Source organism: Gordonia sp. NPDC058843 (assembly GCF_042743165.1).
GTDB lineage: Bacteria > Actinomycetota > Actinomycetes > Mycobacteriales > Mycobacteriaceae > Gordonia.
This window is the reverse complement of sequence record NZ_JBHYNC010000008.1, coordinates 20,230-46,262: the sequence shown is the minus strand read 5'-3', so window position 1 is coordinate 46,262 and position 26,033 is coordinate 20,230. Positions and strand designations below refer to the sequence as shown.

Below are 26,033 nucleotides of genomic sequence, written 5' to 3'. Positions count from 1 at the left end.
GAGTCGATAAGGTCGGAGACCATGAGCTCATCGAACGACGCCGCACCCACGCACCCGGCTTACGGGGTGCTGCGAGAAGTGACTCCCTTCGCGTCGGTTCTGCTGTGCGACAACTCCGGGATGATGGAACTCGACGGCACGAACACCTACGTGCTGCGTGCCCCCGGTAGCCACGAATGCGTGGTCGTCGACCCGGGACCGCCGAAGTACAAACACCACGCCCGGCGCCTCGCCGAATTGCCCGGGGTCTCACTGGTCTTGGTGACGCACCGGCACTTCGACCACACCGGCGGAGTGTCGCGCCTGCACAAGCGCACCGGCGCCCCGGTGCGCGCTCGTCTGGCGAAGCACTGTCGACAGGGGGCGCCGCTCCGGGATCGCGAGGTGATCGAGGCGGCGGGTCTGCGGATCACGGTGCTGTACACCCCGGGACACACCGGGGACTCCGTCAGCTTCCTCGTCGAACACGACGGACAACGCGCTGTCCTGACCGGTGACACGATCCTCGGGAGTGGGACGACCGTGCTCGATCCCACCGACGGCGGATTACGCGACTACCTGAACTCGCTGAACCGTCTCATCGTCGAAGGCGAGGGGTCGTCGTTGCTGCCCGCGCACGGCCCGGACCATCCCGATCTGGGACCGGTGGCGCGGTACTACAAAGCGCATCGGGAGGAGCGGCTCGATCAGATCGTCGCCGCCCTCGACACGATGGGTGTGTCGGCCCGTGACGCGAAGCCGATGAAGGTGGTGCGCAGGGTGTACTCCGACGTCGACAAGAAGCTGTGGCCCGCCGCGCGGATGTCGGTGAAGGCCCAGTTGGAGTATCTGCGCGAGGCCTGACCACGACGAAGGCCGCCGGCTCTCGAAGCCGACGGCCTTCGTCGTGTCTGAGTGTCTAGCCCCTGAGGAGCGGGCGCGGTGACCATTCCCTGCTCCCTGAGGAGCGGGCGCGGTGACCTTTCCCTGCTCCCTGAGGAGCGGGCGCGGTGACCTTTCCCTGCTCCCTGAGGAGCGGGCGCGGTGACCTTTCCCTGCTCCCTGAGGAGCGAGCGCGGTGACCTTTCCCTGCTCCCTGAGGAGCGAGCGCAGCGAGCGTCTCGAAGGGTCAGCGCGCGCGACGCGCGAGACGCTCGGAGTCGGCGATGAGGACGCTCTTGCCCTCGAGGCGCAGCCATCCGCGCTGTGCGAAGTCGGCGAGGGCCTTGTTCACCGTCTCGCGCGAAGCTCCGACCAGCTGTGCGATCTCTTCCTGGGTCAGGTCGTGGGTGACGCGCAGGGCGCCGCCCTCCTGGGTCCCGAAGCGCTGGGCGAGCTGCAGGAGCTGCTTGGCGACACGACCGGGGACGTCGGTGAAGATCAGGTCGGCGAGGTTGTTGTTGGTGCGGCGCAGGCGACGTGCCAGAACGCGCAGCAGCTGCTCGGCGATCTCCGGACGGTCCTTGATCCATGCCTTCAGCGCGTCGCGGTCCATCGACACCGCGCGGACCTCGGTGACGGTCGTCGCGGACGAGGTACGGGGGCCGGGGTCGAAGATGGAGAGCTCGCCGAACATGTCGGACGGTCCCATGATCGTCAGCAGGTTCTCTCGTCCGTCGGGGGAACGGCGACCGACCTTCACCTTGCCGGACATGATGATGTAGAGCCGATCCCCGGGCTCGCCTTCGTGGAAGATCACGTGTCCGCGAGGGAAGTCGACGGGCTGAAGCTGCTTGGTCAGCGCCGCGACGGCGGAGGGCTCGACGCCCTGGAATATGCCCGCCCGCGCCAGTACTTCTTCCACCTAGGGAACCTTTCTCGAATCTTTGCTACAGCCACGTGTGAGATCGCGCCCTTGGCTACGCTACCCCGCGCCCAAGCATATGTGTTGGATGGGTCACTGGAGGCTCATTGCGTGTGTGTCCGGTCGTCGAGGTGTCGACGCGGAGACGATGACGGGTCGGCAGCGACCGGTCAGCTGGCCCGCTGCGGCGATTCGGCGTGGCCGGTCACGGCCGATTCGTGACGGGTGACGCGGCGGTCACGGAGTTCGTCGAGCGCCGCCGGCATTCCCTCGCGGGCGAGGGTCTGGACGTTCTGGGCGTCGGCCGAGTCGAGGAAGTCCTCGACCTCGTCGCGGGAGACCGCCGAGCGGTCGATCCGGGACTGGACCTTGTCCATGCCCATGGCGAAAAGCATGAGTACAGCCGGGAACAGCAGCGCCGCGAGACCGTGCATGGGACAAGTAAACACAATCGACCCCCCGGAATCCTCATCAGGAGGGCCGCCGTCACTGACTTGTTACCTGACCGTAGGTTGCGTGTGAGCAGCTGGCCGTCGCCGCACCCAGACCTTCACTCAGGGCGAACACTCCCGCCTGACCTGCGAGAATGCCGCCCTCGAGGAGGGTGCTGGTGTCGGCGCGGGGTGTTCGATGACCAGTCGGATCGGGCATCGCCGTGCGCATCGCTAACCTGAATCAGGTGAGCGCACGCAAGACTGCGACCGCGGGCCCGGCCGCGGTACGCAAGCAGGAGACCCATCTCGGATTGGTCCGGCGCGCGCGACGGATGAATCGGACCCTGAAGGTCGCGTTCCCGCACGTGTACTGCGAACTCGATTTCACCGATCCACTCGAGCTCTCGGTGGCGACGATCCTGTCGGCCCAGTGCACCGATGTCCGCGTGAACCAGACCACCCCGGCCCTGTTCGCCAAGTACCGGACGGCCGCGGACTACGCGGGTGCGGACCGGACCGAACTCGAGGAGATGATCCGTCCGACGGGCTTCTACCGCAACAAGGCGAATTCGCTCATCGGGCTCGGGCAGGCACTGGTCGAGCGGTTCGACGGGGAGGTGCCGGACAATCTCAAGGATCTGGTGTCGCTGCCCGGATTCGGACGCAAGACAGCGAACGTGGTGCTGGGCAATGCCTTCGGTGTGCCCGGCATCACCGTCGACACCCACTTCGGCCGCCTGGTCCGACGCTGGCAGTGGACCGAGGAGACGGACCCGGTGAAAGTCGAGCACGCGATCGGTGAACTCATCGAACGCCGCGAGTGGACGGATCTGTCGCACCGGGTCATCTTCCACGGCCGCCGGGTGTGCCATGCGCGCAAGCCGGCCTGCGGGGTGTGCATCCTCGCGAAGGACTGTCCGTCGGTGGGGACCGGGCCGATGGACAAGGTCGAGGCCGCGGCCCTGGTGAAGGGGCCGGAGACCGAGCATCTCCTCGAGTTGGCAGGATTCGCTGCTCCGTGAACGAGACACCGAACACCGTGAACGACACACCGAACACCGAGTCATCCCCGCGCGATTCGCGCTTCCCACCCGCCGCGCGGTGGACTGTCGTCTTCGTGATCGTGATGATCGCGCTGATCGTGGCGATCTGGCCGCGCGGCGACGACCCGGAGCCGATGTCGAGTGCGCCGCCATCGGCGAGTGGACTCCGGCCCATCGACGCGCCGGTGGACGAGGCGCGTGTGGCGGAGGCGCGAAGCGCCGCTGCGCTGCCCGATTGCCCGGTCACAGGTCTGGCGGAGTCGCCCGATTCCGTCCTCGCGGGCATCGTCGAGCCTTGTTTGAGTACGGGTGCGCCCTACGACCTCGGCGCGGCGACGGCGGGTCGGCCGCTCGTGATCAACGTGTGGGCGCAGTGGTGTGGTCCGTGTAAGACCGAGCTGCCCTACTTCCAGGAGTTCGCCGCTCGCGCAGGCGACCGGGTCACCGTGCTGGCCTTGCACGCCAAGGAGGGCGGAAGCAATCCGTTCTTCCCGCTGACGCTGCTCACCGAGATCGGAGTCAGTTTGCCGTCCGTGCTCGACCTCGACGGGAAGGTGGCCGCGGCCATCAACGCGCCCCGGGTCTTCCCGTCGACTGTCTTCCTACGACCCGACGGCACGGTCGCCGAGGTGTATCCCGGCGTTTTCGACAGTCCGGACGAGATCGCCGACTCGGTGTCGGAGCATCTGGGCGTCCGGATATGAGCGGGCGACCGCGTGCGGCTGTGGGGCCGCTGGTCCCGCGCGCGGAGATCCCGCCGTGGCTCAGGGCGCTGACCGACGACGTCACCGCTGTCACCAGGAGCGTCGACAATCGCGGGGGAGATCGCTCACGCTTGGCGTCGATGCTTCCGACGAAGTCGCGGTCGGCGGCGGTGTTGATCCTGTTCTCCGGCTCATGGGAGTCGGCCGATGACCATCCCGGCGGTCTGCCCGCCGACGCCGAGGTCCTGCTGACCGAGCGTGCGCCGACACTGCGTCAGCACAGCGGGCAGGTCGCCTTCCCCGGGGGCGCGGCCGATCCCGGCGACGACTTCCCGGTGGGGACAGCGCTGCGGGAGGCAGCAGAGGAGACGGGTCTCGACGCTTCCGGAGTGAGCATTCTCGCGACCCTCCCGAGTTTCCCGGTCGGGGTCTCGGGTTTCGACGTCGTGCCGGTGATCGGCTACTGGCACCGTCCGAGCGACGTGCGCGTCGTCGACGAGGGCGAGACCGCGCGGGTGGACCGGATCAATCTGCGCGAGCTGCTCGCCCCGGATAATCGGTTCCAGGTCCGCCGCAAGGCGGTGGGCATCGTCTACAAGGGGCCCGCGTTCTTCGTCGACCGCCTGCTCGTGTGGGGTTTCACGGGCGGGCTCGTCGCTGCCATCAGCGAGGTGTCCGGTTGGGACCGTCCGTGGGACAAGGGCGACGTGCGTTCGCTGGAGAAGATGATCGAGCTCGCCGGCAGCCGACAGGAATCGGGGTTCGCCGAACTGCCCCAGGATGAGCACGACGTGGTCGACGCCCGCAACGCCGAGTCCGGAGGCTCCCGATGACCGGCTCGACCTGGGTGGACGTCATCGTGATCGGCATCGCGCTGCTCGCTGCGGCCAGTGGGTATCGATCGGGTGCGGTCGCGTCGGCGCTGGCGTTCGTCGGTGTCGCACTCGGTGCCGTTGCCGGCCTGCTGCTCGCGCCTCGCCTGATCGAGCGGTTCGATGACCTGCAGGCGCGGGTGCTCGCCGGGATTCTGGTGCTGGTCGTGCTCGTCGTCGTCGGCGAGGTTGCCGGCATGGTTCTGGGACGTGCGGCTCGCGGTGGTATCCGGTCGCCCGGGCTGCGCGCCGTCGACAGCGGTGTCGGCTCGCTGCTACAGGTGGTCGCGGTGCTGCTGGCCGCTGGTCTGCTGGCGATCCCGCTGCGGGAGTCGGCCGATCCGACGATCGCCGGAGCCGTGCGCGATTCGAAGGTGCTCACCGGCGTCGACGCGCTGTCGCCGCAGTGGGTGGATGACATACCGGACGACTTCAAGGCGCTCCTGGACAGTTCTGGGCTCCCGAAGCTCCCGTTCGTCAGCACCCCGTCGACGAATGTCGACCCCCCCGATCAGGCGTTGGCGGAGCTTCCGGTGGTGACGCAGGCGCGCCCCAGCGTGGTGAAGATCGAGGGTGTGGCGCCGAGCTGCCGCCAGGCCCTCGAGGGGAGCGGGTTCGTCGTGTCGCCCGAGCGGGTCATGACCAATGCGCACGTGGTCGCGGGCACCGAGCGGTTGGAGGTCCAGACCTCGACGGGGGCGCAGCTCGCCGCGCGAGTCGTGCTCTTCGACAGCGAGAACGACATCGCCGTGCTCGATGTCCCGGGGCTTCGGGCGCCGGCCCTGAGGTTCGCCTCCCGCCCGGCCTCGACCGGGGACGACGCCATCGCCCTGGGCTTCCCCGAGGCCGGACCGTTCTATGTCAGCCCGCTGCGAGTGCGTGCGGTGTTCGCCCACACCGGAGACGACATCTATCGCACCGGTCAGGTCACCCGTGAGGTCTATGCCGTCCGGGGTCTGATCCGGCAGGGTAACTCGGGTGGGCCGCTGCTGAACTCGGACGGCGAGGTGCTCGGTGTGGTGTTCGGTGCCGCCGAGAACGCCGCCGACGAGACCGGTTTCGTGCTCACCGCCCGTCAGGTCCGCTCTGACTTCGACGAATCCGAGCGACGAAGCGAGCGGGTGAGTACGCAACGCTGCGTCCTCGCCTGACCTTTCGGGCCGATCGGCGCGTGCTGTCGGCGGTCGGTTCGGGCTCGTGGCGCAGGAACTCGACGATGTGCTCGGTCACCGCAGCCGGCTGTTCCTGATGGACGAAATGACCGCTGCCCTCGACCTGGCGGTACATCTGGTGCGCCGCCCACCGGTGGCTGTCGGCCATCGCGTCGTCGAGGATGTACGGGTCGTCGCGGCCGCGGAGGGCCAGCACCGGAAGATGCAGTCGCTGGTCCATGAGTTCCATGAAGCGCGCGCCGTCCGGCCGGAACTGGGAACGAAACGCCCAGCGCCGGTACTCGAGGCTGCAATGTGCGACGTTCGGGATCATCATGGCCGAGCGGTTGAGTTCGACGGTGTGCGCATAGTCGGGGTCGGCCCGCCAGGGCGCCGACGATCGTTCCCCGAAGTAGTCGGACACGAAGACCGCATCGTCACGGGTGACCTGGCGTTCGCCGAGGCGGGGGATCTGATTCCGCAGGAACAGCGGCAGGAATCGTGCCCGTTGTGCCTTGTCGCGCAACACCCGTCGACGCAGGGCGCGGGGGTGTGGTGACGCGATGACGACGATCCGGTCGACGACGCGCGGATGCAGCGTGGCGGTCGCCCAGCAGACCAGTCCGCCGTCGGAGTGACCGATGAGGCTGGCGCGCGTGTGGCCGAGCGCGCGGACGAGGCCGTTGGTGTCGCCGGCGAGGGTCCAGCCGTCGTAACCGCGCGGGGGTTTGTCGGTGTCGCCGTATCCGCGCAGGTCGACGGCGACGGCACGGAAGCCGGCGTCGGTGAGCGCGGTCAACTGGTGTCGCCAGCTCCACCAGAACTCGCCGAAACCGTGCAGCAGCAGTACCAGTGGCCGGTCGCCGGCGGGGACGCCTGCGGGCTGGACGGCGTGGAACCGGACTCCGTTGGCGCGGACGTCGAAGTGCTCCCAGTCGCCCGGGAGACGAACGCTCGAGGGGTCAGGCTCCGCGCTCACGGCTCACCCTTCGCGGGCGGGCGGGATTCTCGGGTGCGTCGGCTCGTGGGTCCCGCCCCGGTGCGGCAGGACGCTCGGCAACTCGTTGACGGATTCGATCGTCTTCTTGGGTCCGCGGACCCGTTTGAAGAAGAGGTAGCCGACGAAGGCGGCGATCAGGGTGACCGTCACCAGGATGAGGAACACGATCAGGAACGCCAGCCAGCGCCAGACCCACTCGTCGAGCAACTCGGCGAGGAAGAAAAAGAAGAAGAAGCTCGAGTACAGGGCCATCACGCCGGCGACGATCAGCAGCCCCGTGCCGGCGCCCGCCTTCTTCGCCTCGGTGACCAGTTCGGACTTGGCGAGTGCGACCTCGGATCGGAACAGGGTGGAGACACTGGCGGTCGCGTCTTTGACCAGGCTTCCGATCGTCGGCTCGCCGTTGTGACCGGCGTTGGCGTCGGAGAGCGGGATCGACGGGACGGAGTCCCGGCCCGCGTCGGGCAGGCCGTGCTCGTTGGGGCTCACAGAATCCTCCGTTGTTCGGCTGATGGCCATATGTTGCCATGCGGGCGCGGCGAAGGTGGCGAGCCACCCTGCGCAGAAGACGACCGGGGCCCGCCGACGCGACGTCAGCGGGCCCGGTGGCGACCTCGTGGAGCTGCGCTACGCCTTCTTGGCGCGGATGGCTTCGAAGACCGATGGGTCGACGAGGGTGGAGGTGTCGCCGAGTTCGCGTCCTTCGGCGACGTCTTTCAGCAGGCGTCGCATGATCTTGCCCGAGCGGGTCTTGGGCAGTTCGGGCACGACGTTGATCTCGCGGGGTTTGGCGATCGGGGAGATCTCGACCGACACCTGCTGACGCAGTTCGGCGATGAGCTGGTCGCCGGTGTTCTCCACGCCTTCGCGGAGGATGACGAAGGCGACGATGCCCTGGCCGGTGGTCTCGTCGGCGGCGCCGATGACCGCGGCTTCGGCGACACCGGAGTGACCGACGAGGGCCGACTCGACCTCGGCGGTGGAGATGCGGTGGCCGGAGACGTTCATGACGTCGTCGACGCGTCCGAGCACCCACAGGGCGTGGTCGGCGTCGTAGCGGGCGCCGTCACCGGCGAAGTACCAGCCCTGCTCGGCGAATCGTGACCAGTAGGTCTCGCGGAAGCGCTCGTCGTCGCCCCAGATGCCGCGCAGCATCGACGGCCACGGCTGGTCGAGCACGAGGTAACCCTGTTCGCCTGCGCCGACGGGATTGCCCTGGTCGTCGACGATGTTGGCGCTGATCCCGGGCAGCGGTGTCATCGCCGATCCGGGCTTGGTCGCGGTCACCCCGGGCAGCGGCGAGATCATGATGGCGCCGGTCTCGGTCTGCCACCAGGTGTCGACGATCGGTGCGGAGTTGCCGCCGATGACCTCGCGGTACCACTTCCAGGCCTCGGGGTTGATCGGTTCGCCGACACTACCGAGCAGCCGGATGCTGGACAGGTCGTGGGCGTCGGGGATCTCGCGTCCCCACTTCATGAAGGTGCGGATCAGGGTCGGCGCGATGTAGTAGATGGTCACGCCGTACTTCTGGATGATCTCGAAGTGGCGGTGCTCGTTGGGGGAGTTGGGGGTTCCCTCGTAGACGACCTCGGTGGCGCCGTTGGACAGCGGGCCGTAGACGAGGTAGGAGTGGCCGGTCACCCAGCCGATGTCGGCGCCACACCAGAAGACGTCACGGCCCTCTTTGTGGTCGAACACGTAGTGGAACGAGTAGCTGACCTGGGTGAGGTAGCCGCCCGAGGAGTGCACGATGCCCTTGGGTTTGCCGGTGGTGCCCGAGGTGTAGAGCAGGAACAGCGGGTGTTCGGCGTCGAACGCCTCGGCCTGGTGTGTGTCGGACTGCTCGTCGACGGTGTCTTCCCACCACACGTCTCGGCCTTCGACCCAGTTCAGGTCGGGGTCGTGGTTGGTGCGACGCACGACGAGGACCTTCTCGACCGACTTCGCGGCGTCCTCGCCGGTTCCGAGCGCCTCGTCGACCTGGGCCTTCAGCGGTGCCGGCTGGCCGCGGCGGTACTGGCCGTCGGTGGTGATGACCAGCTTGGCCTCGGCGTCGTCGACGCGCGAGCGCAGCGCACCGGAGGAGAAGCCGGCGAAGACCACCGAGTGGGTGAGTCCGAGTCGGGCGCAGGCGAGCATCGAGATCAGGGCCTCGGGCACCATCGGCATGTAGATGGCGACGCGGTCACCGGGGACGAGTCCGATGGCGGAGAAGTAGTTGGCAGCCTTGCTGACCTCGGCAAGCAACTGACTGTAGGTGAGGTCTCGGGTGTCGCCGGGTTCCCCGACCCAGTGGATGGCCACCCGGTCGCCCTTGCCCGCGGCGACGTGGCGGTCCACGCAGTTGACCGCCACGTTGAGTTTCCCGCCGACGAACCACTTCGCGAACGGAGCATCCGACCAGTCGAGGGTGGTGGTGAAGTCGGTGGCCCACTCCAGCCGCCGGGCCTGCTCGGCCCAGAAGTCGAGGCGATCGGAATCGGCACGGTCATACAGCTCGGCGGTGCCGTTGGCCTGGGCGGCGAACTCGTCGGAGGGTGGAAATGCCTGGACGGTGGAGGACATCGGTGACTGGGGCCTTTCGCTGTCGACGGCGGTCAACCCAACAGTAGGGTGACCCCGCGTCCGAACGGGGAATCAGTGTGAGCGTAGTCACGTCACAGTCAGGGCTGGAACAGTCTCGTATGCGAACGCGGCCGATACGCGATGAACGGCGGGTGAGCGACGACGAACGGTCCGGGGCTCCTCCGGAGTGGGCCGCCTCGACCGCCCGCGCTTTTCAGTCAGTCAACTTACAAAGGCGGACGAACAATGCGCGCCTCGGATATACCCGAAACGGCGACTAACAATGGACCGCCGGCATTAACCGAGGAGCGAACCGCGCATCCCGCCGGGCCCGCGTCACCGTTCGGCGGGAACCGAGGGTGTCGTGGATGGGGCGCCGCCGACGCAACTATCGTCGGTTCGTGACCACCGATCCGCTGTTGCCCCTGCTGGAGTTGCCCGGCGTTGCCGCCGCCGCCGACCGTGCGCGTGATGCGCTGTCCGCGGTCCACCGGCACCCCGCCAACCTGCGAGGATGGGACAAGACCGCCACCGAGGCCTCCTGGCGGGCGGGCCGGTCATCGGCCGCGATCGACGGCGGAAGTGTCGAACTCCGACGTGACGGCGATTTCGACGACCCGATCCTCGCCGGTGCGATGCGGGTGTCGCAGGCTCTCGACGGCGACTCCCTGGTCACGCTCACGTCGGTGATCCGCCGGGCGCCCGCGCAGGCCCTGGCGCGTCTGCACACCCTCGCCGCCGCCGACCTCGTCGACGACCCCGAGCAACTCGGGCGGCCACGAGGTGGGACGGATGTGGGCGAGCGTCTCAACTTGTTGGGGCAGTTGACAACCGGCGCGACCTCGGTTCCGGCGCCCGTACTCGTCGCGGTGGTACACGGCGAGCTGTTGGCGATGGATGCCTTCCCCACCGCCAACGGCGTCATCGCCCGTGCTGCGTCCCGACTCGTCAGCGCCGCGACCGGACTCGACCCGCACTGCCTCGGCGTGCCGGAAGTGACCTGGTTCAAGCGGGCCGGCGAGTACCGCACATTGGCGACGAACTTCGGGGCGGGTACCGAGTCGGGGCTGCGGGACTGGATCGTCTTCTGCTGCGACGCCCTGGAAGCCGGTGCAGCCGAGGCGAAGTCGATCGCGGATGCGGCCCGCGCGGGATAGTTCCGCGGTCCGCTCACCTGGCCTGGACAGCACTGCGGGCGGCCACCGGCGTCGTAAACGACGCGGTTGCCGCCCGCGTAGCACGGACTCAAGTTACCAAGCGTGCTTGGTGGGCTGTGGTTACCGCCTCGGCGATTGACCAACGAGTCGGGATTGCGGACCGTCCACGTGCTGCCAGCTGTGGGCCATTCCTCCCGGGCCTGGCGCCTCACAAGAGGAAGGCAGTGGCGCATCGAGTGGTGGCGGTCGGTCGTCCTGACTGTGATGTCGCAGGCGCACAACACTTTTGCCATATGCGGCGTGCTCCGCGTGGGTGCTTGCCGCCCGTGCTGGGAAGTGCTCGGCGTGGGGGTCCGTTCCTTCTCTTCCGGATCGAACTTGGCCTTCCGAGTTTCCGTAACCACTGTTCTACACCGTGATGCCGATCACATCAAGCGTTGCGCGTCGGAATGTCGAACGACTTGCCGATCACGTTCTGATGCCTTGGTGCGCAACAGATTCAATCGAACAGCCGGCGGGGCCGGGGATGATCGTGCCGGATCCGGGTCGCAGGCGCGTTCCGGGAAACGTTGCAATGACGTTGCGCGATTTGTGCGACGAAATCGCGTTTCTCGGATAACGAACCGGATGGTCCTGGTATTCGCGATCTTTGTTACCGTGGAGTAGAACGGACATTCGCGAATGGGATTGTTGTGCTTGCAAAGAATCCAAATCCGTGTGTATAGTCATCGGTACCCGGTTCTGATACCGGTGCGTTTCAGCCCGACCCCCCGGGGCTGAAACGTGACGACCCCGGCCTCCTCCCCCCCTGGCCGGGGTTGTCCTTTGTCTGGGGTCTTTTCTACCTCCCGGACCCGTTGGTTGCGGATGGTTGTCCACAGCCCCGGGCGGCATCCCCAAGCGGCCGGAATCGAGCCCGTCGCCGGTTCCGATCTACCGCATGATCGGCGGCATGCCCGATGAACTCCTGGTTCTCGTAGAACCCGATCTCCACGACGACGTCGCACGTTGCGCCGCCGCGGCAGGCTACCTCGTGCAGGTCGCACCCGCGGACGACTGCCGCCGCGAATGGATGACGGCCCGGGCCGTGGTCGCGGACCCGGCCGCGATCGCCGTCCTGTCCCGGGTTCGTCCGCCTCGTCGGGCCGGTTTCGTACTGGTGAGCGCAGCCGAACCGGGCGCGAACACCTGGCGCATGGCCATGGACCTGGGTGCTGAGGACGCGTCGACGTTGCCGGTCGACGAGGGACGCCTCGTCCGGGCTCTGACCGAGTGCCGGGTACCTCGACGGCGACCCGCCGGCGTCGTCGCAGTTCTCGGGGCCCACGGCGGTGCCGGGGCATCGACGCTCGCCGCGGCGGTGGCACTGACGTCGGCCGGCGCCGACTCGCCCACGCTCCTGCTCGACCTCGACGACATGGGGGCGGGCGCCGACCTCATGCTCGGTATCGAGCGCCGCCGAGGGTTGCGCTGGCAGGATCTCTCGCTCGACGGCGGTGTCGTCGGCGGTACGGCCCTGCACCAGGCACTGCCGAGCGCGGGCGACGGTCTCGCGGTCCTGACCTCCCAGCGCCTGCCGGCCGCGGGGTTGAGTGTCGAGGCGGTCACCGCGGTCATCGACGCCGGGCACACCCACGGCGATCTCGTCGTGCTCGACCTGCCCCGATCCGACGCCCCGGTGGTACGCGCGGCGATCGCATCCACCGATGTCGTCGTGGTGGTGACCACTCCCACCGTCGGTGGCTGCGCGGCTGCCCGACGCATTGTCGACCGCGTTGTCGGCGATGAGGTGGCCGTCGAACTCGCGGTGCGCGGCCCGTCGCCAGGAGGGTTGCGGCCGCAGCAGGTCGCCGATGCGATCGGACTTCCCTTGCTCGCCGCGTACCGACCGGAACCCCGCCTCGCGGCGCGACTGGAGGGTGGTCCGCTGCGGTTACGACCCCGTAGTCCGCTCGGACGCGCGGCGCGAACAGTGCACGACAGGGTCACCGAGCGTCGGCGGCTCGCGTCGTGACCCCAGAGCGAACCGGCGGGCAGGCCGACGAGGCGCTGCTGGATCGGGTCCGCTCGCGTCTGGCGGCCGACGCGTCGGACCCGAGCCCAGCCGTCATCGCCGACGCGATCCGCGCGGAGTCAGGGGGAGTGCTCGGCGACACCGACCTCCTCGCCGCGCTGCGATTTCTGCAGACCGAGCTCACCGGAGCGGGCAAACTCGAACAATTACTCGCCGAGCCCGACATCGCCGACATTCTGGTGGCGGGACCCGACGAGGTGTGGGTCGACCGCGGTTCCGGACTCGAGCGGACGACGATCCGCTTTCCGGACGAGGCGTCGGTCCGGCGACTCGCGGGCCGGCTCGCCCTCGGCGCCGGACGCCGCCTCGACGATGCCCAGCCCTGGGTCGACGGGCAGTTGTCGAACGTCGGGCGCCGCGGTTACACCGTGCGGTTGCACGCGATCATCCCGCCGCTCGCCGCTGACGGCACATGTATCTCGCTGCGGGTCCTGCGTTCGGCGTCAAAGGACCTGCCGAGCCTCATCGACAGCGGTGCGATCCCGTCCGAAGTGGTGCCGGTCATCGGTGACATCCTTCGCAAACGCCTCGCCTTCCTGGTGATCGGTGGTACCGGCTCGGGGAAGACGACCCTGCTCAACGCGCTGATCGGCGCCATGGATCCGCGCGAGCGGGTCGTCTGCGTCGAGGACGCCCTCGAGCTCGCCCCGCGACATCCGCAGGTGGTGCGGTTGGTCGCGCGTGCGTCGAATGTCGAAGGTGTGGGCGAGGTTCCGGTGCGGACCCTGGTCCGGCAGGCACTTCGGATGAGGCCCGACCGGATCATCGTCGGTGAGGTCCGCGGCAGCGAGGTCATCGACCTGCTCACTGCGCTGAACACCGGACACGACGGCAGTGCCGGCACGGTTCACGCGAACTCGACTTCGGAGGTGCCGGCGCGGATGGAGGCCCTCGCCGCACTCGGGGGTATGGCACGCGATGCTCTGCACAGTCAGCTCGGCGCCGCGCTGCAGGTGGTGCTCGGCGTGGCGCGCAACGCGGGCGGGATTCGAGGGCTCGCGGAGATCGGGGTCGTCCGCCGGAACGACACCGGACGGGTGGCGATAGCGCCGATCTGGTTGCGGGGCAACGGGTTCACCGGTGAGCGCGCGCAGTTCGACGCGCTCGTCGCCGGTCGTGGACCCGTGGTGGGGGACTGTCGGTGATGTCGACGGCGGCCGGTGTCGCGCTGGTTCTGGGCGCCGCGGGGGTCGCACTGCCGATGTGCGCTCCGCTGCGGGCGGCGAATCGGCTCGCGGCTGTGTCCGGACGCGCGCGACCCGATCGATCGCAGACACCGGCACTGCTGATCCCGGTGATGGTGCCGTTCGGTGCGCTCCTGGCCGGTGGTGTGCCGGCCGCTGTCGCAGCGGCGATCGTGGTGGCGGTCGTGCTGTGGGTCCGACGGCGACGGCGGGTCGAGAAGCGTGACGATCGCCGGCTGGAAGAACTGCTCCTCGCGCTGTCGCTGATGATCGCCGAGTTGTCGGTGGGTGCGCCGCCGGTGCGGGCTTGCGAGGTCGCCGTGGCCGAGCTGCGTCGTCGTGGGCCACCTGACGGGGGCGCCGGATCGGAGATCGCGGACGGGCTGGAGGCGATGGCCTGCCGCGCCGCGCTGGGCGGTTCGGTGATCGACTCGACGACGCTGGACGGCCCGACGGGCGGGGTGATGGGCGAGGCGTCGTGGCGTCGGATCGGGGTGGCCTGGCAGATCGCCGACGACCGCGGACTGCCGATGGTCGACCTTCTCGGCGCGGTGCGCGCGGACCTCCGGGCTCGGCGGGGGTTCGCCGAACGAACCAGGGCCGGGCTGTCGGGGCCACGCGCGACGGCAGTGGTCCTGGCCGGCCTGCCGCTACTGGGAATCGCACTGGGGCAGGCGACCGGCGCGAGACCGCTCGAGGTCCTCCTCGGCGGAGGGGTCGGCGGGATTCTGCTGATGGTCGGCTGTGGTCTGGTGGCGGCGGGGATCGGCTGGTCCGAGCGGATCACCGGCAAGGTGCTGGCCCGTTGACGTCCGACGGACTGATGGTTGTGGTGTGGTCGGCGATGCTGCTCGCCGCGGCGCTGTGGGTCTGGCCCGCGCCTCGGTGGCTTCTGTACCGCGTGACCGATCCGCCACCTCCCCCCGATCGGACACCCCGGTGGCTGGGTGCCGGACCCGGCCACGACGACCCGTTCGCGGTCGCCTCCGCCTTCGATCTGTTCGCGGTGTGTCTGCGCGCCGGATTGCCGGTGGGTACCGCGGCTGCGGTGGTCGCCGAACGCGCACCGGCATCGATGGCGCCTCACCTCGCACGGGTCGCCGACCTGCTGCAGCTCGGTGCCGATCCGGACGCGGCCTGGTCGGCCCTGATCGACGAACCGAGCGACACGACGTCCGACGAGCACCTCGACGCCCTTGCCGCGATGGCGCGCCGTTCGGCGCGGGCAGGTTCGTCTCTCGCGAGTGGACTCGCCGAACTGGCCGAGGATGTCCGGCGGCGGGCGCACGACGACGCCCTCGCCGCTGCCGAGCGGGCCGGTGTCGCGATCAGCGGGCCACTCGGACTCTGCTTCTTGCCTGCGTTCGTCTGTCTCGGGATCGTCCCGGTCGTCATGGGCCTCGCCTCGACGGTTCTGGGTTCGATCTGAGGAGATTGTCGGTGCGACGACGCACAATGTCCGCATGGGCGATTCAGGACAACGACACCACGCGATCGACTACATCGAACTCACCGTCACCGACTCGGCCGCGGCACAGGCGTTCTACGCCTCCGCGTTCGGTTGGAAGTTCAACGACTACGGGCCCGCCTACGCGGGGATCGTGAATCCGGGCGGGCCGGACCTGCCGGAGGTAGGTGGCCTCGCGACCAGCGAGACCGCCGCCGTCCGTGGTGGCCCGCTGGTGTTGCTCTACTCCGACGACCTGGACGCCACAGTGGAACAGGTGCGCGCCGCGGGTGGCGAGATCGTCAACGGGCCCTACGTCTTTCCCGGTGGTCGTCGCTTCCACTTCACCGACCCGAGCGGAAACGAACTCGGGGTGTGGTCCACCTCGTAACCGCTGCCGTCCGGCCAGGGGCATCCCCGATGCTCACCGGTCTCGAAAACTCGACGGATCCGAATGGGGACGCGCTGCGTCCAAGTACCTGCAACACAGTTCCCGCGGACCCATCGAATCTCAGGAGAGACCATGTCACGCATCAGTTTCCGGACACACCACGACGCACCTGCCGCCCCGTCGCACAACCCAGGCGCCATGATCGACCGCCTCGGAGCACACGTGACCCGTCTGATGACCGACGAGGAAGGGATGTCGACCGCCGAGTACGCGATCGGGACCATCGCCGCGGCCGCGTTCGGTGCGATTCTCTACACCGTCGTCACCGGTGACAACATCGTGAGTGCGTTGACGGGCATCATCGGGAAGGCGTTGAACACCTCGGTCGGCTGATGAGGCGCCGACATGCATTGAGACGCTTGGTCACCGACGACTCGGGGATGGTGACCGTCGAGGCTGCATATGCGATCGCGGCAATCGTCGTCACGGTGCTGATCGCCGTCGGCGCGATCGCCGCGGTGACCACGCAGATACGATGCACCGACGCGGCACGCGAGGTGGCGCGCTTGTCCGCAGCGGGTGATGTCTCGGGGCGTGAGGTCGCCCAGCGTTTGGTCGGAGACGAAGCGCGGGTGTCGATCTCGGCGTCAGAGGACCATGTCGTCGTCGAGGTCCGGTCAGGTGTCGCGATGCTGCCGGGCCTGACGATGTCAGCACGAGCTGTCGCGGCAAAGGAACCGTCGGGTGCGGATCAGGTGGTGTTCGCGCCGGGGGTCGGGCCGTGAGGCCCGGTGGGCGGCTGATCGCCGACGACGACGGCCACGCAACGGTGCTGGGTGCATTCGTGATCGCGGCGTTGGCCGCTGTCCTGGTGATGGTGATCTACGTCGGGGGAGCGGTACTCGCTCGCCATCGTGCACAGTCGGCGGCCGACCTGTCCGCGTTGGCCGCGGCGATCGATCATGTTGCCGGCGAGACCGATCCGTGTGTTGCGGCGCAGGATCTGACCCGCCGGCAAGGCATCGGAGCGGAACTCGTCGGGTGCGGTGTCGACGGAGACGACGTGCTGGTGACGGTTCGGGTACCGGTCGAACTCGGGGGTTTCGGAACGCGCGGTGCCACCGCTCGCGCGCGCGCCGGACCCGTTGGGTGAGTCGGTGCCCGTGCCCGGACTGCGAGCACAGGCGGAGAGCTCATCCGCGGCCGTCTGCGTCCACCGAGATTCGCTTCGGGTACACGCGGATGGACTGCATGGGCGCAAACCACAATTGGTGGAAGTGCACGTCGGCATCGCCGCGGTAGGCGAGTTCGAGGGAGTCGGTACCGGTGTTCAACGGGATCCACGACCGGGCGGCCCGGACGAACGAGGACCAGTGGATGAGCTCGCCCTCGGTGAGGAAACCACCTGCTGCTGCCCAGGTTTCGCCGGATTGGGCATCGGAGGATGCCAGGTAGACCTCGCCGAGCGACGCGGTGATCCGTGGTCCGACCATCGCGGTCTGGAGGTACCACTGCGCCGTCGTGACGACGTCGGTGAAACCTCCGGAACGAGCCGCGCACCAGGCGTAGTGGAGGTCGAGGGCGTCGAGTGCCTCGTCCTCGGAGAAGAAGACGTCGCGTTCGCCGATGGAGGACGGCAGCTTGTCGGTGTTCTGCGTCGGCCGGGCAAGCAAGAAGAAGGCACGTGCGGGTCGGGTGACCTGACGATGGATGTGGGTCCCCCGGTCGGATGCCTCGTCATGCATGGGCCAAGTATTCCCGACGGAGAAGATCCAGGACGGCGACTGCGCCATTCTTGTCCAACGGATCGTTACCGTTGCCGCATTTGGGACTCTGAACGCAGGAGGGGCAGCCAGTCTCGCAGCCGCAACTGGCAACAGCGTCACGGGTGGCCTCGATCCAGGTCAGGAATGCCGAGTGCCCGCGTTCGGCGAAACCGGCACCACCCATGTATCCGTCGTAGACGAAGACCGTCGGCAACCCCGTGTCGGGATGGAGATCGGTGGAGAGTCCGCCGATGTCCCACCTGTCGCAGGTCGCGACCAGCGGAAGGAGGCCGATGGCCGCGTGCTCGGCGGCGTGTAGCGAGCCGGGGAGCCGGGTCTCGTCGATGCCGGCGTCGGCGAGTGATTCCGGGGTGAGCGTGTACATCACGGCGCGGGTGTTCAGCGTCTGTTCGGGCATGTCGAGTTCGACGGAGTCGAGCACCTCGCCGCTGCGCAACGTGCGCAGGTACCCGACGACCTGGTGCGTGACGTCGACGTCGACGAACGCGACGGTCAGCGGGCCGAACCGTTGGCTCGCGAGGGTCTCGGTGATGCTGATGTCGGTCGTCTCGCGCGCTGACGTCGTCCAATCCGGATCCTCCGGATGCGCCAGTGCGAGACCGTCGTCGAGGTCGAGTTCGTCGACCAGATAGGTTTCGCCCTGGTGGATGTGGACGGCGCCGGGGTGCACCGTGGACATGGCGCGACCGGTGTCGACGGTACCGAGCAACTGGGAGGTCGTGGTGTCGACGATGAGGACCTGCCCGCCGATGCCGCCGCGTATGTCGACGTCGGCGTGGGGCTCGGTCCCGGCGGTGACATACCAACCGGACTTGCGTTTGCGGAGCAGGCCCTCGGCGGCCAGGGTCTGCGCCACGTCGCCGGCGTTCCATGCATCGATCTCGGTGTCCGACAGTGGCTTCTCGAGTGCCGCGCACAGAAGATGCGGACCGAGGATGTACGGATTGGCGGGGTCGGTGACCGTGGCCTCGACGGGTTTGCCGAGGAGCGACTCGGGATGATGGACGAGGTAGGTGTCGAGCGGATCGTCGCGCGCGACGAGCACGACCAGCGAATCGCCGGACTCGCGCTGGCGTCCCGCCCGGCCGGCCTGCTGCCAGAACGACGCGACGGTGCCGGGGTAGCCGCTGACGATCACGGCGTCGAGTCCGCTGATGTCCACGCCGAGTTCGAGGGCATTGGTGGTGGCCACCCCGAGCAGATCCCCCTCGGAGATGGCCTTCTCGAGTCGTCGTCGATCGTCGGCGAGATAGCCTGCCCGATAGGCCCCGATCCGGGACTCCAGCTCGGGAGCGCTCTGTGACAACAGGTGTCGTGCGCTGAGCGCCGTGAGCTCGACACCCCGCCGGCTGCGGGCGAAACACAACGTGCGGGCGCCTTCGACCACGAAATCGGCCAGCAGGCGGGCGGATTCGGCACCAGCCGAACGCCGGACAGGTGCGCCGTTCTCGCCGGTGACCACCGGCAGGAAGTCGGGTTCCCAGAGGGCGACGGTCCGTTCTCCGCGGGGGGATCCGTCGTCGGTCACCGCGACGGCCGGCTCACCGATCAATCGGCCCAGCGCCTCCGCCGGCTCGGCGACCGTCGCACTTGCACCGATGACGACCGGATCGGCGCCGGCGGCCCGCGCGATGCGCAGCAATCGCCGCATCACCAGCGCGGTGTGGGACCCGAACACACCACGGTAGTGGTGACATTCGTCGACGACGATGAACTTCAGATGCCGGAAGAACTGCCGCCAACGGTGATGGTGGGACAGGATGCCGATGTGCAACATGTCGGGGTTGGTGAAGATCCAGCGGGAATGGGCGCGCGCCCACTGCCGGATCTCGGGGTCGGTGTCGCCGTCGTAGGCACATGGTTGCAGATGCCCGAACTCCGGTCGCCCGGCGATGATCGACGACACCGCCCGGATCTGGTCGGCTCCGAGTGCTTTCGTCGGCGCGAGGTATAGAGCGGTTGCATTCTTTTCGTTCAGCAAAGCAGTCAGAATGGGCACTTGATACGCCATCGATTTACCGGATGCGGTGCCCGTGCAAATAGCGACATGATTACCGCGGAATGCGGCGTCGGCCGCGCGTGCCTGGTGAGTCCAGACTTTATCTATGCCGTTGTCGGCATATGCGTCGATCAGCGGTTGCGGCACCCACTCCGGCCAGGAGTCGAAAGATGCTGAGCGCGACGGGATTACCGACAGGTGAGTGAGGGGGGAGGGGTCGGCGTCGGAACCTGCGAGGGTTCGGGCCAGCAGGCCTGTCCCGAATGTGGAGTACTGCATTTTCTGGTGAGAACTCTTCGAAATAGTGTCGAAGCGACGGGTCTCCTGACCTGCCACGATGTTACCGGTTGGTGTCGTCGGTCTGAAGTTTGACGAGGTTTTGACTCACTTTGGTTCGTGTGACTATCGCTGGTGGTCCGAACATGATTGACTGGTTCCGGCCGCAGCTTTCGCGACCCACCTCCCGGTGGGCGACAAGCGTGTTGCAGCCGTGGTACTGAGGTTAGTTTGGCGGATCGATGCAGATCTTCGCGGGGCTCTTTGAGGTATGGCGGTCGACCGGCCACGACACGATGACCCATCGTGTCGCGACAGTTGATATGTAAAGGATTGCAAGAATGGCACAGGGAACTGTGAAGTGGTTCAACGCGGAAAAGGGCTTCGGCTTCATCGCGCCTGATGAGGGTTCCGACGACGTGTTCGTCCACTATTCCGAGATCCAGGGCGCTGGTTTCCGCACCCTCGAGGAGAACCAGCGGGTTGAGTTCGAGGTCGGTCAGGGCACCAAGGGCCCGCAGGCCACCGGCGTCCGCGCCGTCTGAGAACCACCCGCGTGACTGCGCAACGCAGTCGGGGCAAACCACCGCTCCCGTTTCGATCAGTCGAAGCGGGAGCGGTTTGTTGTCCGCTGTCCTTCTCTCCTCCGCCTTGCCGGACACCGAACGCTCCATCGGAACCAGCCACCTATTTCCGAGACGCACCACTAGTCTCGACTCGTGGGCCAGTTGTCGTTTTTCTCTGCGGAGACCGAACAGCCCGCGTACGCCGACCTCGAGGGGCTGCTCGCGGCGCACGGACAGACCGTGCGCGCCGAAACCGGTACGCGGGTCTCGATCGTGGTCGCCGACCGCTGGCGGGCCGAGCAGATCGCCGTCGAGATGCGTGCGGCCGGGCTCGACGCCGAAGCGACGTCGTCCGACGAGGGCACACCTCTGGCACGGACCGCCTCCTGTCACGAGCTGGATCCGCTGCACAAGGCGTGGTCTGCCGGAGCGGTCAAGGCAATGCCCTCCGGCTGGGTTCCGAGCTACCGGGCCCTGCGTCTGTGGGTGATCGCCGCCGGTCACTCCGATGCCGGTCGTTACCAGCTCGGACTGGACCCCCACGCCCCGGAAACGCACCCGGCGCTTGCGACCGCGTTGATGCGGGTCGGGATCGCGCCTACCCTCGTCGGTACGCGCGGACAGTCCCCGGCACTGAGGATCGCCGGCCATCGACGCCTCTCGCGTTTGCACGAGTACGTCGGAGTTCCGCCTTGCGCCGAGGCCGTCGCGGACTGGCCTCCGGTGGACGAGCATTAGCAATCCCACATTCAGGCCTCTGAACTGCCGAAACAGGTCGTAGAGGCGCCGAATCGCCCATCCGGCCTGGTTCGGTATGGAATTCAGATGTGCAAACGGCGCTATACATAAGGTACAAACCCATCGAACACACCTGAACTGACACGCAGGAACGTTCTCCACCCAGTCAACCAAAGGACGCCCCGGTGGCAGAGACCAGCACCGCATCCCGCTCGAGCAGGGGTACGCGACGCCTCGTGATCGTCGAGTCCCCGACCAAGGCCCGCAAGATCGCCGGGTACCTCGGGGCGAACTATGTGGTGGAGTCCTCCCGCGGGCACATCCGCGACCTTCCGCGCGGTGCCGCAGACGTGCCGGCCAAGTACAAGGGTCAGCCCTGGGCCCGTCTCGGGGTCAATGTCGACGAGAACTTCGAGCCGCTGTACGTGGTGTCCCCCGACAAGAAGTCGACCGTCAGTGAACTCAAGTCCCTGATGAAGGACGTCGACGAGCTCTACCTCGCCACCGACGGTGACCGCGAGGGGGAGGCCATCGCCTGGCACCTCCTCGAGACGCTCAAGCCGAAGATCCCGGTCAAGCGCATGGTGTTCCACGAGATCACCGAGCCGGCCATCCGGGCGGCCGCCGAGAACCCGCGTGACCTCGACATCGACCTCGTCGACGCGCAGGAGACCCGACGCATCCTCGATCGCCTGTACGGCTACGAGGTGTCGCCGGTGCTGTGGAAGAAGGTCATGCCCAAGCTGTCGGCGGGCCGTGTGCAGTCGGTGGCGACGCGCATCATCGTCGAGCGCGAACGCGAGCGCATGGCATTCGTGTCGGCCGAGTACTGGGACATCTCGGCGATGATGGATGCGAGCGCGGAGAGCACGGACAACTCCAACCCGCAGACCTTCAAGGCGCGGTTGGTCAACGTCGACGAGGCGCGAGTCGCCACGGGACGCGACTTCGAGTCGACGGGTGCCCTGAAGAAGTCCGACGGTGTGATCGTGCTCGACGCCGATCGTGCCGAGAGCCTGGCCGCGGGTCTGCGGGGTGCGGCGATGACCGTCACCTCGGTCGAGGAGAAGCCCTACACCCGCCGTCCGTACGCCCCCTTCATGACCTCGACGCTGCAGCAGGAGGCCGGCCGCAAACTGCGGTTCACCTCTGACCGCACGATGCGGATCGCGCAGCGGTTGTACGAGAACGGTTTCATCACCTACATGCGTACCGACTCGACGAGCCTGAGCGAGTCGGCGATCAACGCCGCCCGTGCCCAGGCCCGTGAGCTGTACGGCGACAATTTCGTCCACCCGACACCGCGGCAGTACACACGCAAGGTCAAGAACGCGCAGGAGGCGCACGAGGCGATCCGTCCCGCCGGGGAGACCTTCCGCACCCCCGGCCAGGTCGCCGGCCAGCTCGAGGCCGACGAGTTCCGCCTCTACGAGCTGATCTGGCAGCGCACCGTCGCCTCGCAGATGGCCGACGCCAAGGGCACCACGCTGAGCCTGCGGATCGCTGGTACGGCGAGCACCGGCGAGCGCGCGACTTTCGCGGCGTCGGGCCGCACCATCACCTTCCCCGGTTTCCTGTCCGCATACGTCGAGACCGTCGACGACCAGACCGGTGGACAGGCCGACGACGCCGAGAACCGTCTCCCGCAGCTGACCGAAGGCCAGTCGCTGACGGCGACCGACCTGACCGCCGACGGCCACTCGACCAACCCGCCCGCGCGCTTCACCGAGGCATCGCTGGTCAAGGTTCTCGAAGAACTCGGAATCGGCCGGCCGTCGACCTATGCCTCGATCATCGGCACCATCCAGGACCGCGGTTACGTGGTGAAGAAGGGCAACGCCCTGGTGCCGTCGTGGATCGCGTTCGCGGTGGTCGGCTTGCTCGAGGCCTACTTCCAGAGCCTCGTCGACTACGACTTCACGGCCACCCTCGAGGACGACCTCGATCAGATCGCGAACGGCAACGAGAACCGGACGAAGTGGTTGACGGAGTTCTACTTCGGGGACAACCATTCCGGCGCAGACGGTGAGACTCGTTCCGCCCATTCGGCGATCGCGCAGCACGGCGGCCTGAAAAAGCTGGTCGGCGTCAATCTCGAGGAGATCGACGCCCGGCAGGTCAACTCGATCCGGTTGTTCAACGACGACGAAGGTCGACCGATCTATGTGCGGGTCGGCCGATTCGGGCCGTACCTGGAGCGTAATGTCGCCACGTCGCCGGACGCGGAGCCGGACCTACAGCGTGCCAACCTGCCTGCCGACATCACCCCGGACGAGCTGACGCTCGCCGTAGCCGAAAAGCTCTTCGCGACACCGCAAGAGGGTCGTTCCCTGGGTACCGACCCGGCGTCTGGTCACGAGATCGTCGCCAAGGAAGGCCGTTTCGGTCCGTACGTGACCGAGATCCTGCCGTCGGACGACGATGACGACGACGGGGACACACCGGCAACCATTCCCGCGGGTCCGACGCCGCGTGATGGCGGATCCGGCGGTGGCGCAGGAGGTTCCGACTCCGCCGACGATGATGTGGTGCCACTCGACGCGCCCGGCGGTGGTACGGCCACGAAGACGAAACCGGCGGCGAAGAAGACCGCCAAGAAGGCAGCGAAGAAGGCCGGTCCCAAGCCGCGCACGGGCTCGCTGTTCAAGACGATGGACATCTCGACGGTCACCCTCGAGGACGCCCTGAAACTGCTGTCGTTGCCGCGCGTCGTCGGCGTCGACCCGGAGTCGGGCGACGAGATCACCGCGCAGAACGGCCGTTACGGCCCGTATCTGAAGAAGGGGTCGGACTCTCGGTCGCTCGGTACCGAGGAGCAGCTCTTCGAGATCACTCTCGACGAGGCGCTCAAGATCTACTCGGAGCCCAAGCGTCGCGGTCGGCAGGCCGCTGCGCCGCCACTGCGTGAGCTCGGGAAGGACGACGAGGTCAGCGGCAAGCCGATGGTCATCAAGGACGGACGCTTCGGGCCGTACGTGACCGACGGCGAGACCAACGCCAGCCTGCGGAAGGGCGACGAGGTCGCCTCCATCACGCCGGAGCGCGCGATGGAGCTGCTCGCCGATCGTCGGGCGCGCGGTCCGGCTAAGAAGGCCGCGAAGAAGACTGCCAAGAAGGCTCCCGCCAAGAAGACGGCAGCCAAGAAGACGGCAGCGAAGAAGACCACCGCGAAGAAGACCACCGCGAAGAAGACGACAGCCAAGAAGACCACTGCGAAGAAGACAGCTGCCAAGAAGGCGGCTCCGGACGCGGAGTAGGAGCAAGGCACCGCCCCGATCGCTGGTCCCTCGTCCGACGGTGCAGTGGGTGGGGAGTGGCGCTCAGTCCTTCCGGTCCGGTTCGAGATGTGGGCGGGCGAGCAGCGTCTCGATCCCGCGACCACGGAGTTCGACGCCCTCGCCGATCTCCCAGTGCTCGGCTTCTTCGTGGGACGCCAGGAACACCGCACGCGCCGAGCCGAGTACGCGTGTGGGCTCGTCCTTGGCGAGCTCGGTGAGGCGGGCGGCTTCGTTGACCGGGTCGCCGATGACGGTGTACTCGAGGCGCTGTTCGGCACCGATGTGGCCGGCGATGGCCTTGCCGGCCGACACCCCGATGCCGATGTCGGTGTCGCCGAGGGTTTCGTAGAGTTCGGCCCGCAGCTCGCGCGCGGACGCGAGAGCACGGCCGGCGAAGTCGTCGAGGTCGAGCGGTGCCCCGAAGATCGCGAGCGCCGCGTCGCCCTGGAACTTGTTGACGAACCCGCCGTGGCGTCCGACGACGCCGACGACGACACGGAAGAACTCGTTGAGCAGCTCGACGATCTCGCGCGGTGGCCGGTTGACGGCCAGGCGCGTCGAGCCCACGATGTCGACGAACAGGACGCCGACGTAGCGTTCCTCACCGCCGAGTTCGGTGCCCGTCTCGATCGCTCGGCGCGCGACGTCTTCGCCGACGTAGCGGCCGAACAGATTGCGTAGCTGCTGACGTTCGCGCAGATCGGCGACCATGTCGTTGAAGCCGGCCTGCAGGAGGCCGAGGTCGCTGCCGTCGTAGATCTTGACGGCGACGTTGAGGTCATTCTCGCTGACCTTGGCCTGCGCGCGTCGCAGCTGCTTGATGGGGTCGTTGATGGCTGCCACGACGCGGACGATGGCGATCACACTGAACGCGAGCGCGGAGATGGCCATCCACAGGATCGGCCGTTCCAGGCCGGTGGAGTCGGCCTCGATGATCCCGAGCCGGTGGAGCACGATCATCCCGATGATCACCAGCATCGGCGCCACCACGCTGATGACCCAGAACGCGGTGATCCGCGTGGTGACACTCGGTGCGATGGCGTTGTCTGGGTTGTTGGCCATCGCCGCGACCGTGATGGGTCGCATGACCTTCTCCGCCTGCATGTAGCTCAGCGCGCACGTCACCATCGCGCCGATCGTGCTGGCGATCGCCACGATGAAGGCGTTCTTCGACGACACGGTCAGATTGACCAGCGTGAACAGCGCGCCGCCGACCACCCACAGCGCAGCATTGACCCCGGTGAGCAGCATCGGCAGGGCGAGGGCGCGGCGTCGTGCGGCTTCGTTGTCGAGTCGAGTGCGTCGTCGATGCCAGATCAGCACCGGCAGCGACAACTGGATGCTGGCGAAGCCGCCGATGACCATCGCGATCAGCAGATAGGCCGCGAAGATGACCTGATTCAGGGCGGTGATCTCGTCGAGGCTGATCGAATCCTGGATCGGCATGCCGAAGCGGAGGAACGCAAAGGTGAACAAAGCGCCGACGAGGTTCGCCCGGAGCATGTCCAGCGCGAGAATCGGCCACGGCGTATGAATCAGCCATCGGGCCAGATGCAGGCCCTTTGACCACCGCGACCGTTG

Annotated in this window: 25 protein-coding genes; 17 read left to right on the top strand and 8 right to left on the bottom strand. The window is 67.6% G+C overall.

The window, feature by feature from the left end; all coding sequences use genetic code 11:
* The first annotated feature begins 21 nt into the window (after window positions 1–21).
* Window positions 22–843, top strand: coding sequence for an MBL fold metallo-hydrolase (locus ACFW3F_RS08150; protein ID WP_388056074.1), 822 nt, complete (start codon window positions 22–24; stop codon window positions 841–843).
* 265 nt (window positions 844–1,108) lie between these two features.
* Here the strand turns inward: ACFW3F_RS08150 and ACFW3F_RS08145 are convergent, their stop codons facing one another.
* Entirely contained in the window at window positions 1,109–1,783 is a 675-nt protein-coding gene (locus ACFW3F_RS08145) for a Crp/Fnr family transcriptional regulator (protein ID WP_004022089.1), read from the bottom strand.
* Window positions 1,784–1,953: 170 nt separating this feature from the next.
* Window positions 1,954–2,217, bottom strand: a complete 264-nt coding sequence (locus ACFW3F_RS08140; protein ID WP_388056072.1) for a hypothetical protein — start codon at window positions 2,215–2,217, stop codon at window positions 1,954–1,956.
* Window positions 2,218–2,549: 332 nt separating this feature from the next.
* Between ACFW3F_RS08140 and nth the strand changes: the two genes are divergently transcribed.
* The 4 genes from nth to ACFW3F_RS08120 all read left to right on the top strand — a co-directional run bounded on the left by nth (window position 2,550) and on the right by ACFW3F_RS08120 (window position 5,987).
* On the top strand, window positions 2,550–3,239 hold the full coding sequence (gene nth / locus ACFW3F_RS08135; protein ID WP_388056326.1) for an endonuclease III: 690 nt from the start codon (window positions 2,550–2,552) through the stop codon (window positions 3,237–3,239).
* A 104-nt stretch (window positions 3,240–3,343) separates the two neighbouring features.
* Window positions 3,344–3,964: a TlpA family protein disulfide reductase gene (locus ACFW3F_RS08130; RefSeq protein WP_388056324.1), complete on the top strand. Its 621-nt coding sequence runs from the start codon at window positions 3,344–3,346 to the stop codon at window positions 3,962–3,964.
* Entirely contained in the window at window positions 3,961–4,797 is an 837-nt protein-coding gene (locus ACFW3F_RS08125; protein WP_388056070.1) for an NUDIX hydrolase, read from the top strand. The genes ACFW3F_RS08130 and ACFW3F_RS08125 overlap by 4 nt, the downstream gene beginning before the upstream one ends.
* Window positions 4,794–5,987, top strand: a complete 1,194-nt coding sequence (locus ACFW3F_RS08120) for a MarP family serine protease (protein ID WP_388056068.1) — start codon at window positions 4,794–4,796, stop codon at window positions 5,985–5,987. Before ACFW3F_RS08125 ends, ACFW3F_RS08120 begins: the two co-directional genes overlap by 4 nt.
* Here ACFW3F_RS08120 and ACFW3F_RS08115 read toward each other — a convergent pair.
* The 3 genes from ACFW3F_RS08115 to acs all read right to left on the bottom strand — a co-directional run bounded on the left by ACFW3F_RS08115 (window position 5,902) and on the right by acs (window position 9,555).
* Window positions 5,902–6,966, bottom strand: a complete 1,065-nt coding sequence (locus ACFW3F_RS08115) for an alpha/beta fold hydrolase (RefSeq protein WP_388056066.1) — start codon at window positions 6,964–6,966, stop codon at window positions 5,902–5,904. The genes ACFW3F_RS08120 and ACFW3F_RS08115 overlap by 86 nt on opposite strands.
* Window positions 6,967–6,969: 3 nt before the next feature.
* Window positions 6,970–7,476: a phage holin family protein gene (locus tag ACFW3F_RS08110; RefSeq protein ID WP_388056064.1), complete on the bottom strand. Its 507-nt coding sequence runs from the start codon at window positions 7,474–7,476 to the stop codon at window positions 6,970–6,972.
* Between the two features lie 138 nt (window positions 7,477–7,614).
* Window positions 7,615–9,555, bottom strand: coding sequence for an acetate--CoA ligase (acs, locus tag ACFW3F_RS08105; protein ID WP_388056062.1), 1,941 nt, complete (start codon window positions 9,553–9,555; stop codon window positions 7,615–7,617).
* A gap of 401 nt (window positions 9,556–9,956) precedes the next feature.
* Between acs and ACFW3F_RS08100 the strand changes: the two genes are divergently transcribed.
* The 9 genes from ACFW3F_RS08100 to ACFW3F_RS08060 all read left to right on the top strand — a co-directional run bounded on the left by ACFW3F_RS08100 (window position 9,957) and on the right by ACFW3F_RS08060 (window position 16,961).
* Window positions 9,957–10,712, top strand: coding sequence for an oxidoreductase (locus ACFW3F_RS08100; protein ID WP_388056060.1), 756 nt, complete (start codon window positions 9,957–9,959; stop codon window positions 10,710–10,712).
* A gap of 952 nt (window positions 10,713–11,664) precedes the next feature.
* Window positions 11,665–12,726: a septum site-determining protein Ssd gene (gene ssd / locus ACFW3F_RS08095; RefSeq protein ID WP_388056323.1), complete on the top strand. Its 1,062-nt coding sequence runs from the start codon at window positions 11,665–11,667 to the stop codon at window positions 12,724–12,726.
* Window positions 12,723–13,931: a TadA family conjugal transfer-associated ATPase gene (locus tag ACFW3F_RS08090; RefSeq protein ID WP_388056058.1), complete on the top strand. Its 1,209-nt coding sequence runs from the start codon at window positions 12,723–12,725 to the stop codon at window positions 13,929–13,931. The genes ssd and ACFW3F_RS08090 overlap by 4 nt, the downstream gene beginning before the upstream one ends.
* A complete protein-coding gene (locus ACFW3F_RS08085; RefSeq protein WP_388056321.1) occupies window positions 13,931–14,779 on the top strand; it encodes a type II secretion system F family protein in 849 nt (282 codons plus the stop codon). The genes ACFW3F_RS08090 and ACFW3F_RS08085 overlap by 1 nt, the downstream gene beginning before the upstream one ends.
* A gap of 14 nt (window positions 14,780–14,793) precedes the next feature.
* Window positions 14,794–15,399 carry a type II secretion system F family protein gene (locus tag ACFW3F_RS08080; RefSeq protein ID WP_388056319.1) on the top strand — a complete coding sequence of 202 codons (606 nt, stop codon included), beginning with the start codon at window positions 14,794–14,796 and terminating at the stop codon, window positions 15,397–15,399.
* 34 nt (window positions 15,400–15,433) lie between these two features.
* Window positions 15,434–15,808, top strand: coding sequence for a VOC family protein (locus ACFW3F_RS08075; protein WP_388056056.1), 375 nt, complete (start codon window positions 15,434–15,436; stop codon window positions 15,806–15,808).
* A 198-nt stretch (window positions 15,809–16,006) separates the two neighbouring features.
* The gene (locus tag ACFW3F_RS08070) at window positions 16,007–16,201 is read left to right on the top strand and encodes a DUF4244 domain-containing protein (RefSeq protein WP_388056317.1); all 195 of its coding nucleotides are present in this window, start codon (window positions 16,007–16,009) and stop codon (window positions 16,199–16,201) included.
* Window positions 16,201–16,593 (top strand): TadE family type IV pilus minor pilin, encoded by a 393-nt coding sequence (locus ACFW3F_RS08065; protein ID WP_388056054.1) that lies wholly within the window; start codon window positions 16,201–16,203, stop codon window positions 16,591–16,593. The genes ACFW3F_RS08070 and ACFW3F_RS08065 overlap by 1 nt, the downstream gene beginning before the upstream one ends.
* Window positions 16,590–16,961, top strand: a complete 372-nt coding sequence (locus tag ACFW3F_RS08060) for an Rv3654c family TadE-like protein (RefSeq protein WP_388056052.1) — start codon at window positions 16,590–16,592, stop codon at window positions 16,959–16,961. Before ACFW3F_RS08065 ends, ACFW3F_RS08060 begins: the two co-directional genes overlap by 4 nt.
* A 40-nt stretch (window positions 16,962–17,001) precedes the next feature.
* On the opposite strand, the gene ACFW3F_RS08055 is transcribed toward ACFW3F_RS08060, so the two are convergent.
* Together ACFW3F_RS08055 and ACFW3F_RS08050 are read right to left on the bottom strand one after the other, a co-directional pair.
* Window positions 17,002–17,553 carry a hypothetical protein gene (locus tag ACFW3F_RS08055; RefSeq protein ID WP_388056050.1) on the bottom strand — a complete coding sequence of 184 codons (552 nt, stop codon included), beginning with the start codon at window positions 17,551–17,553 and terminating at the stop codon, window positions 17,002–17,004.
* Window positions 17,546–19,873 (bottom strand): DEAD/DEAH box helicase, encoded by a 2,328-nt coding sequence (locus ACFW3F_RS08050; RefSeq protein WP_388056048.1) that lies wholly within the window; start codon window positions 19,871–19,873, stop codon window positions 17,546–17,548. Before ACFW3F_RS08050 ends, ACFW3F_RS08055 begins: the two co-directional genes overlap by 8 nt.
* Window positions 19,874–20,211: 338 nt before the next feature.
* Here ACFW3F_RS08050 and ACFW3F_RS08045 point away from each other — a divergent pair, with 338 nt between their 5' ends.
* The 3 genes from ACFW3F_RS08045 (at window position 20,212) to topA (ending at window position 24,431) form a co-directional block, all read left to right on the top strand.
* Complete coding sequence (locus ACFW3F_RS08045; RefSeq protein ID WP_006359048.1) at window positions 20,212–20,415, top strand: cold-shock protein; 204 nt, start codon at window positions 20,212–20,214, stop codon at window positions 20,413–20,415.
* 174 nt (window positions 20,416–20,589) lie between these two features.
* On the top strand, window positions 20,590–21,174 hold the full coding sequence (locus ACFW3F_RS08040) for a hypothetical protein (RefSeq protein WP_388056046.1): 585 nt from the start codon (window positions 20,590–20,592) through the stop codon (window positions 21,172–21,174).
* Between the two features lie 185 nt (window positions 21,175–21,359).
* Window positions 21,360–24,431 carry a type I DNA topoisomerase gene (topA, locus tag ACFW3F_RS08035; protein ID WP_388056044.1) on the top strand — a complete coding sequence of 1,024 codons (3,072 nt, stop codon included), beginning with the start codon at window positions 21,360–21,362 and terminating at the stop codon, window positions 24,429–24,431.
* Between the two features lie 63 nt (window positions 24,432–24,494).
* Here topA and ACFW3F_RS08030 read toward each other — a convergent pair whose 3' ends face one another.
* Window positions 24,495–25,955, bottom strand: a complete 1,461-nt coding sequence (locus tag ACFW3F_RS08030) for an adenylate/guanylate cyclase domain-containing protein (RefSeq protein WP_388056315.1) — start codon at window positions 25,953–25,955, stop codon at window positions 24,495–24,497.
* Window positions 25,956–26,033: the final 78 nt, after the last annotated feature.

Coding starts and splice junctions, on each gene's coding strand:
- ACFW3F_RS08050 (WP_388056048.1), bottom strand. CDS start 19,873: ATGCAGTACTCCACATTCGGGACAGGCCTGCTGGCCCGAACCCTCGCA.
- ACFW3F_RS08130 (WP_388056324.1), top strand. CDS start 3,344: ATGATCGCGCTGATCGTGGCGATCTGGCCGCGCGGCGACGACCCGGAG.
- ACFW3F_RS08120 (WP_388056068.1), top strand. CDS start 4,794: ATGACCGGCTCGACCTGGGTGGACGTCATCGTGATCGGCATCGCGCTG.
- ACFW3F_RS08080 (WP_388056319.1), top strand. CDS start 14,794: ATGGTTGTGGTGTGGTCGGCGATGCTGCTCGCCGCGGCGCTGTGGGTC.
- ssd (WP_388056323.1), top strand. CDS start 11,665: ATGCCCGATGAACTCCTGGTTCTCGTAGAACCCGATCTCCACGACGAC.
- acs (WP_388056062.1), bottom strand. CDS start 9,555: ATGTCCTCCACCGTCCAGGCATTTCCACCCTCCGACGAGTTCGCCGCC.
- ACFW3F_RS08065 (WP_388056054.1), top strand. CDS start 16,201: ATGAGGCGCCGACATGCATTGAGACGCTTGGTCACCGACGACTCGGGG.
- ACFW3F_RS08125 (WP_388056070.1), top strand. CDS start 3,961: ATGAGCGGGCGACCGCGTGCGGCTGTGGGGCCGCTGGTCCCGCGCGCG.
- ACFW3F_RS08150 (WP_388056074.1), top strand. CDS start 22: ATGAGCTCATCGAACGACGCCGCACCCACGCACCCGGCTTACGGGGTG.
- ACFW3F_RS08140 (WP_388056072.1), bottom strand. CDS start 2,217: ATGCACGGTCTCGCGGCGCTGCTGTTCCCGGCTGTACTCATGCTTTTC.
- ACFW3F_RS08075 (WP_388056056.1), top strand. CDS start 15,434: ATGGGCGATTCAGGACAACGACACCACGCGATCGACTACATCGAACTC.
- ACFW3F_RS08045 (WP_006359048.1), top strand. CDS start 20,212: ATGGCACAGGGAACTGTGAAGTGGTTCAACGCGGAAAAGGGCTTCGGC.
- ACFW3F_RS08070 (WP_388056317.1), top strand. CDS start 16,007: ATGATCGACCGCCTCGGAGCACACGTGACCCGTCTGATGACCGACGAG.
- ACFW3F_RS08055 (WP_388056050.1), bottom strand. CDS start 17,553: ATGCATGACGAGGCATCCGACCGGGGGACCCACATCCATCGTCAGGTC.
- ACFW3F_RS08030 (WP_388056315.1), bottom strand. CDS start 25,955: ATGCTCCGGGCGAACCTCGTCGGCGCTTTGTTCACCTTTGCGTTCCTC.
- ACFW3F_RS08085 (WP_388056321.1), top strand. CDS start 13,931: ATGTCGACGGCGGCCGGTGTCGCGCTGGTTCTGGGCGCCGCGGGGGTC.
- nth (WP_388056326.1), top strand. CDS start 2,550: ATGAATCGGACCCTGAAGGTCGCGTTCCCGCACGTGTACTGCGAACTC.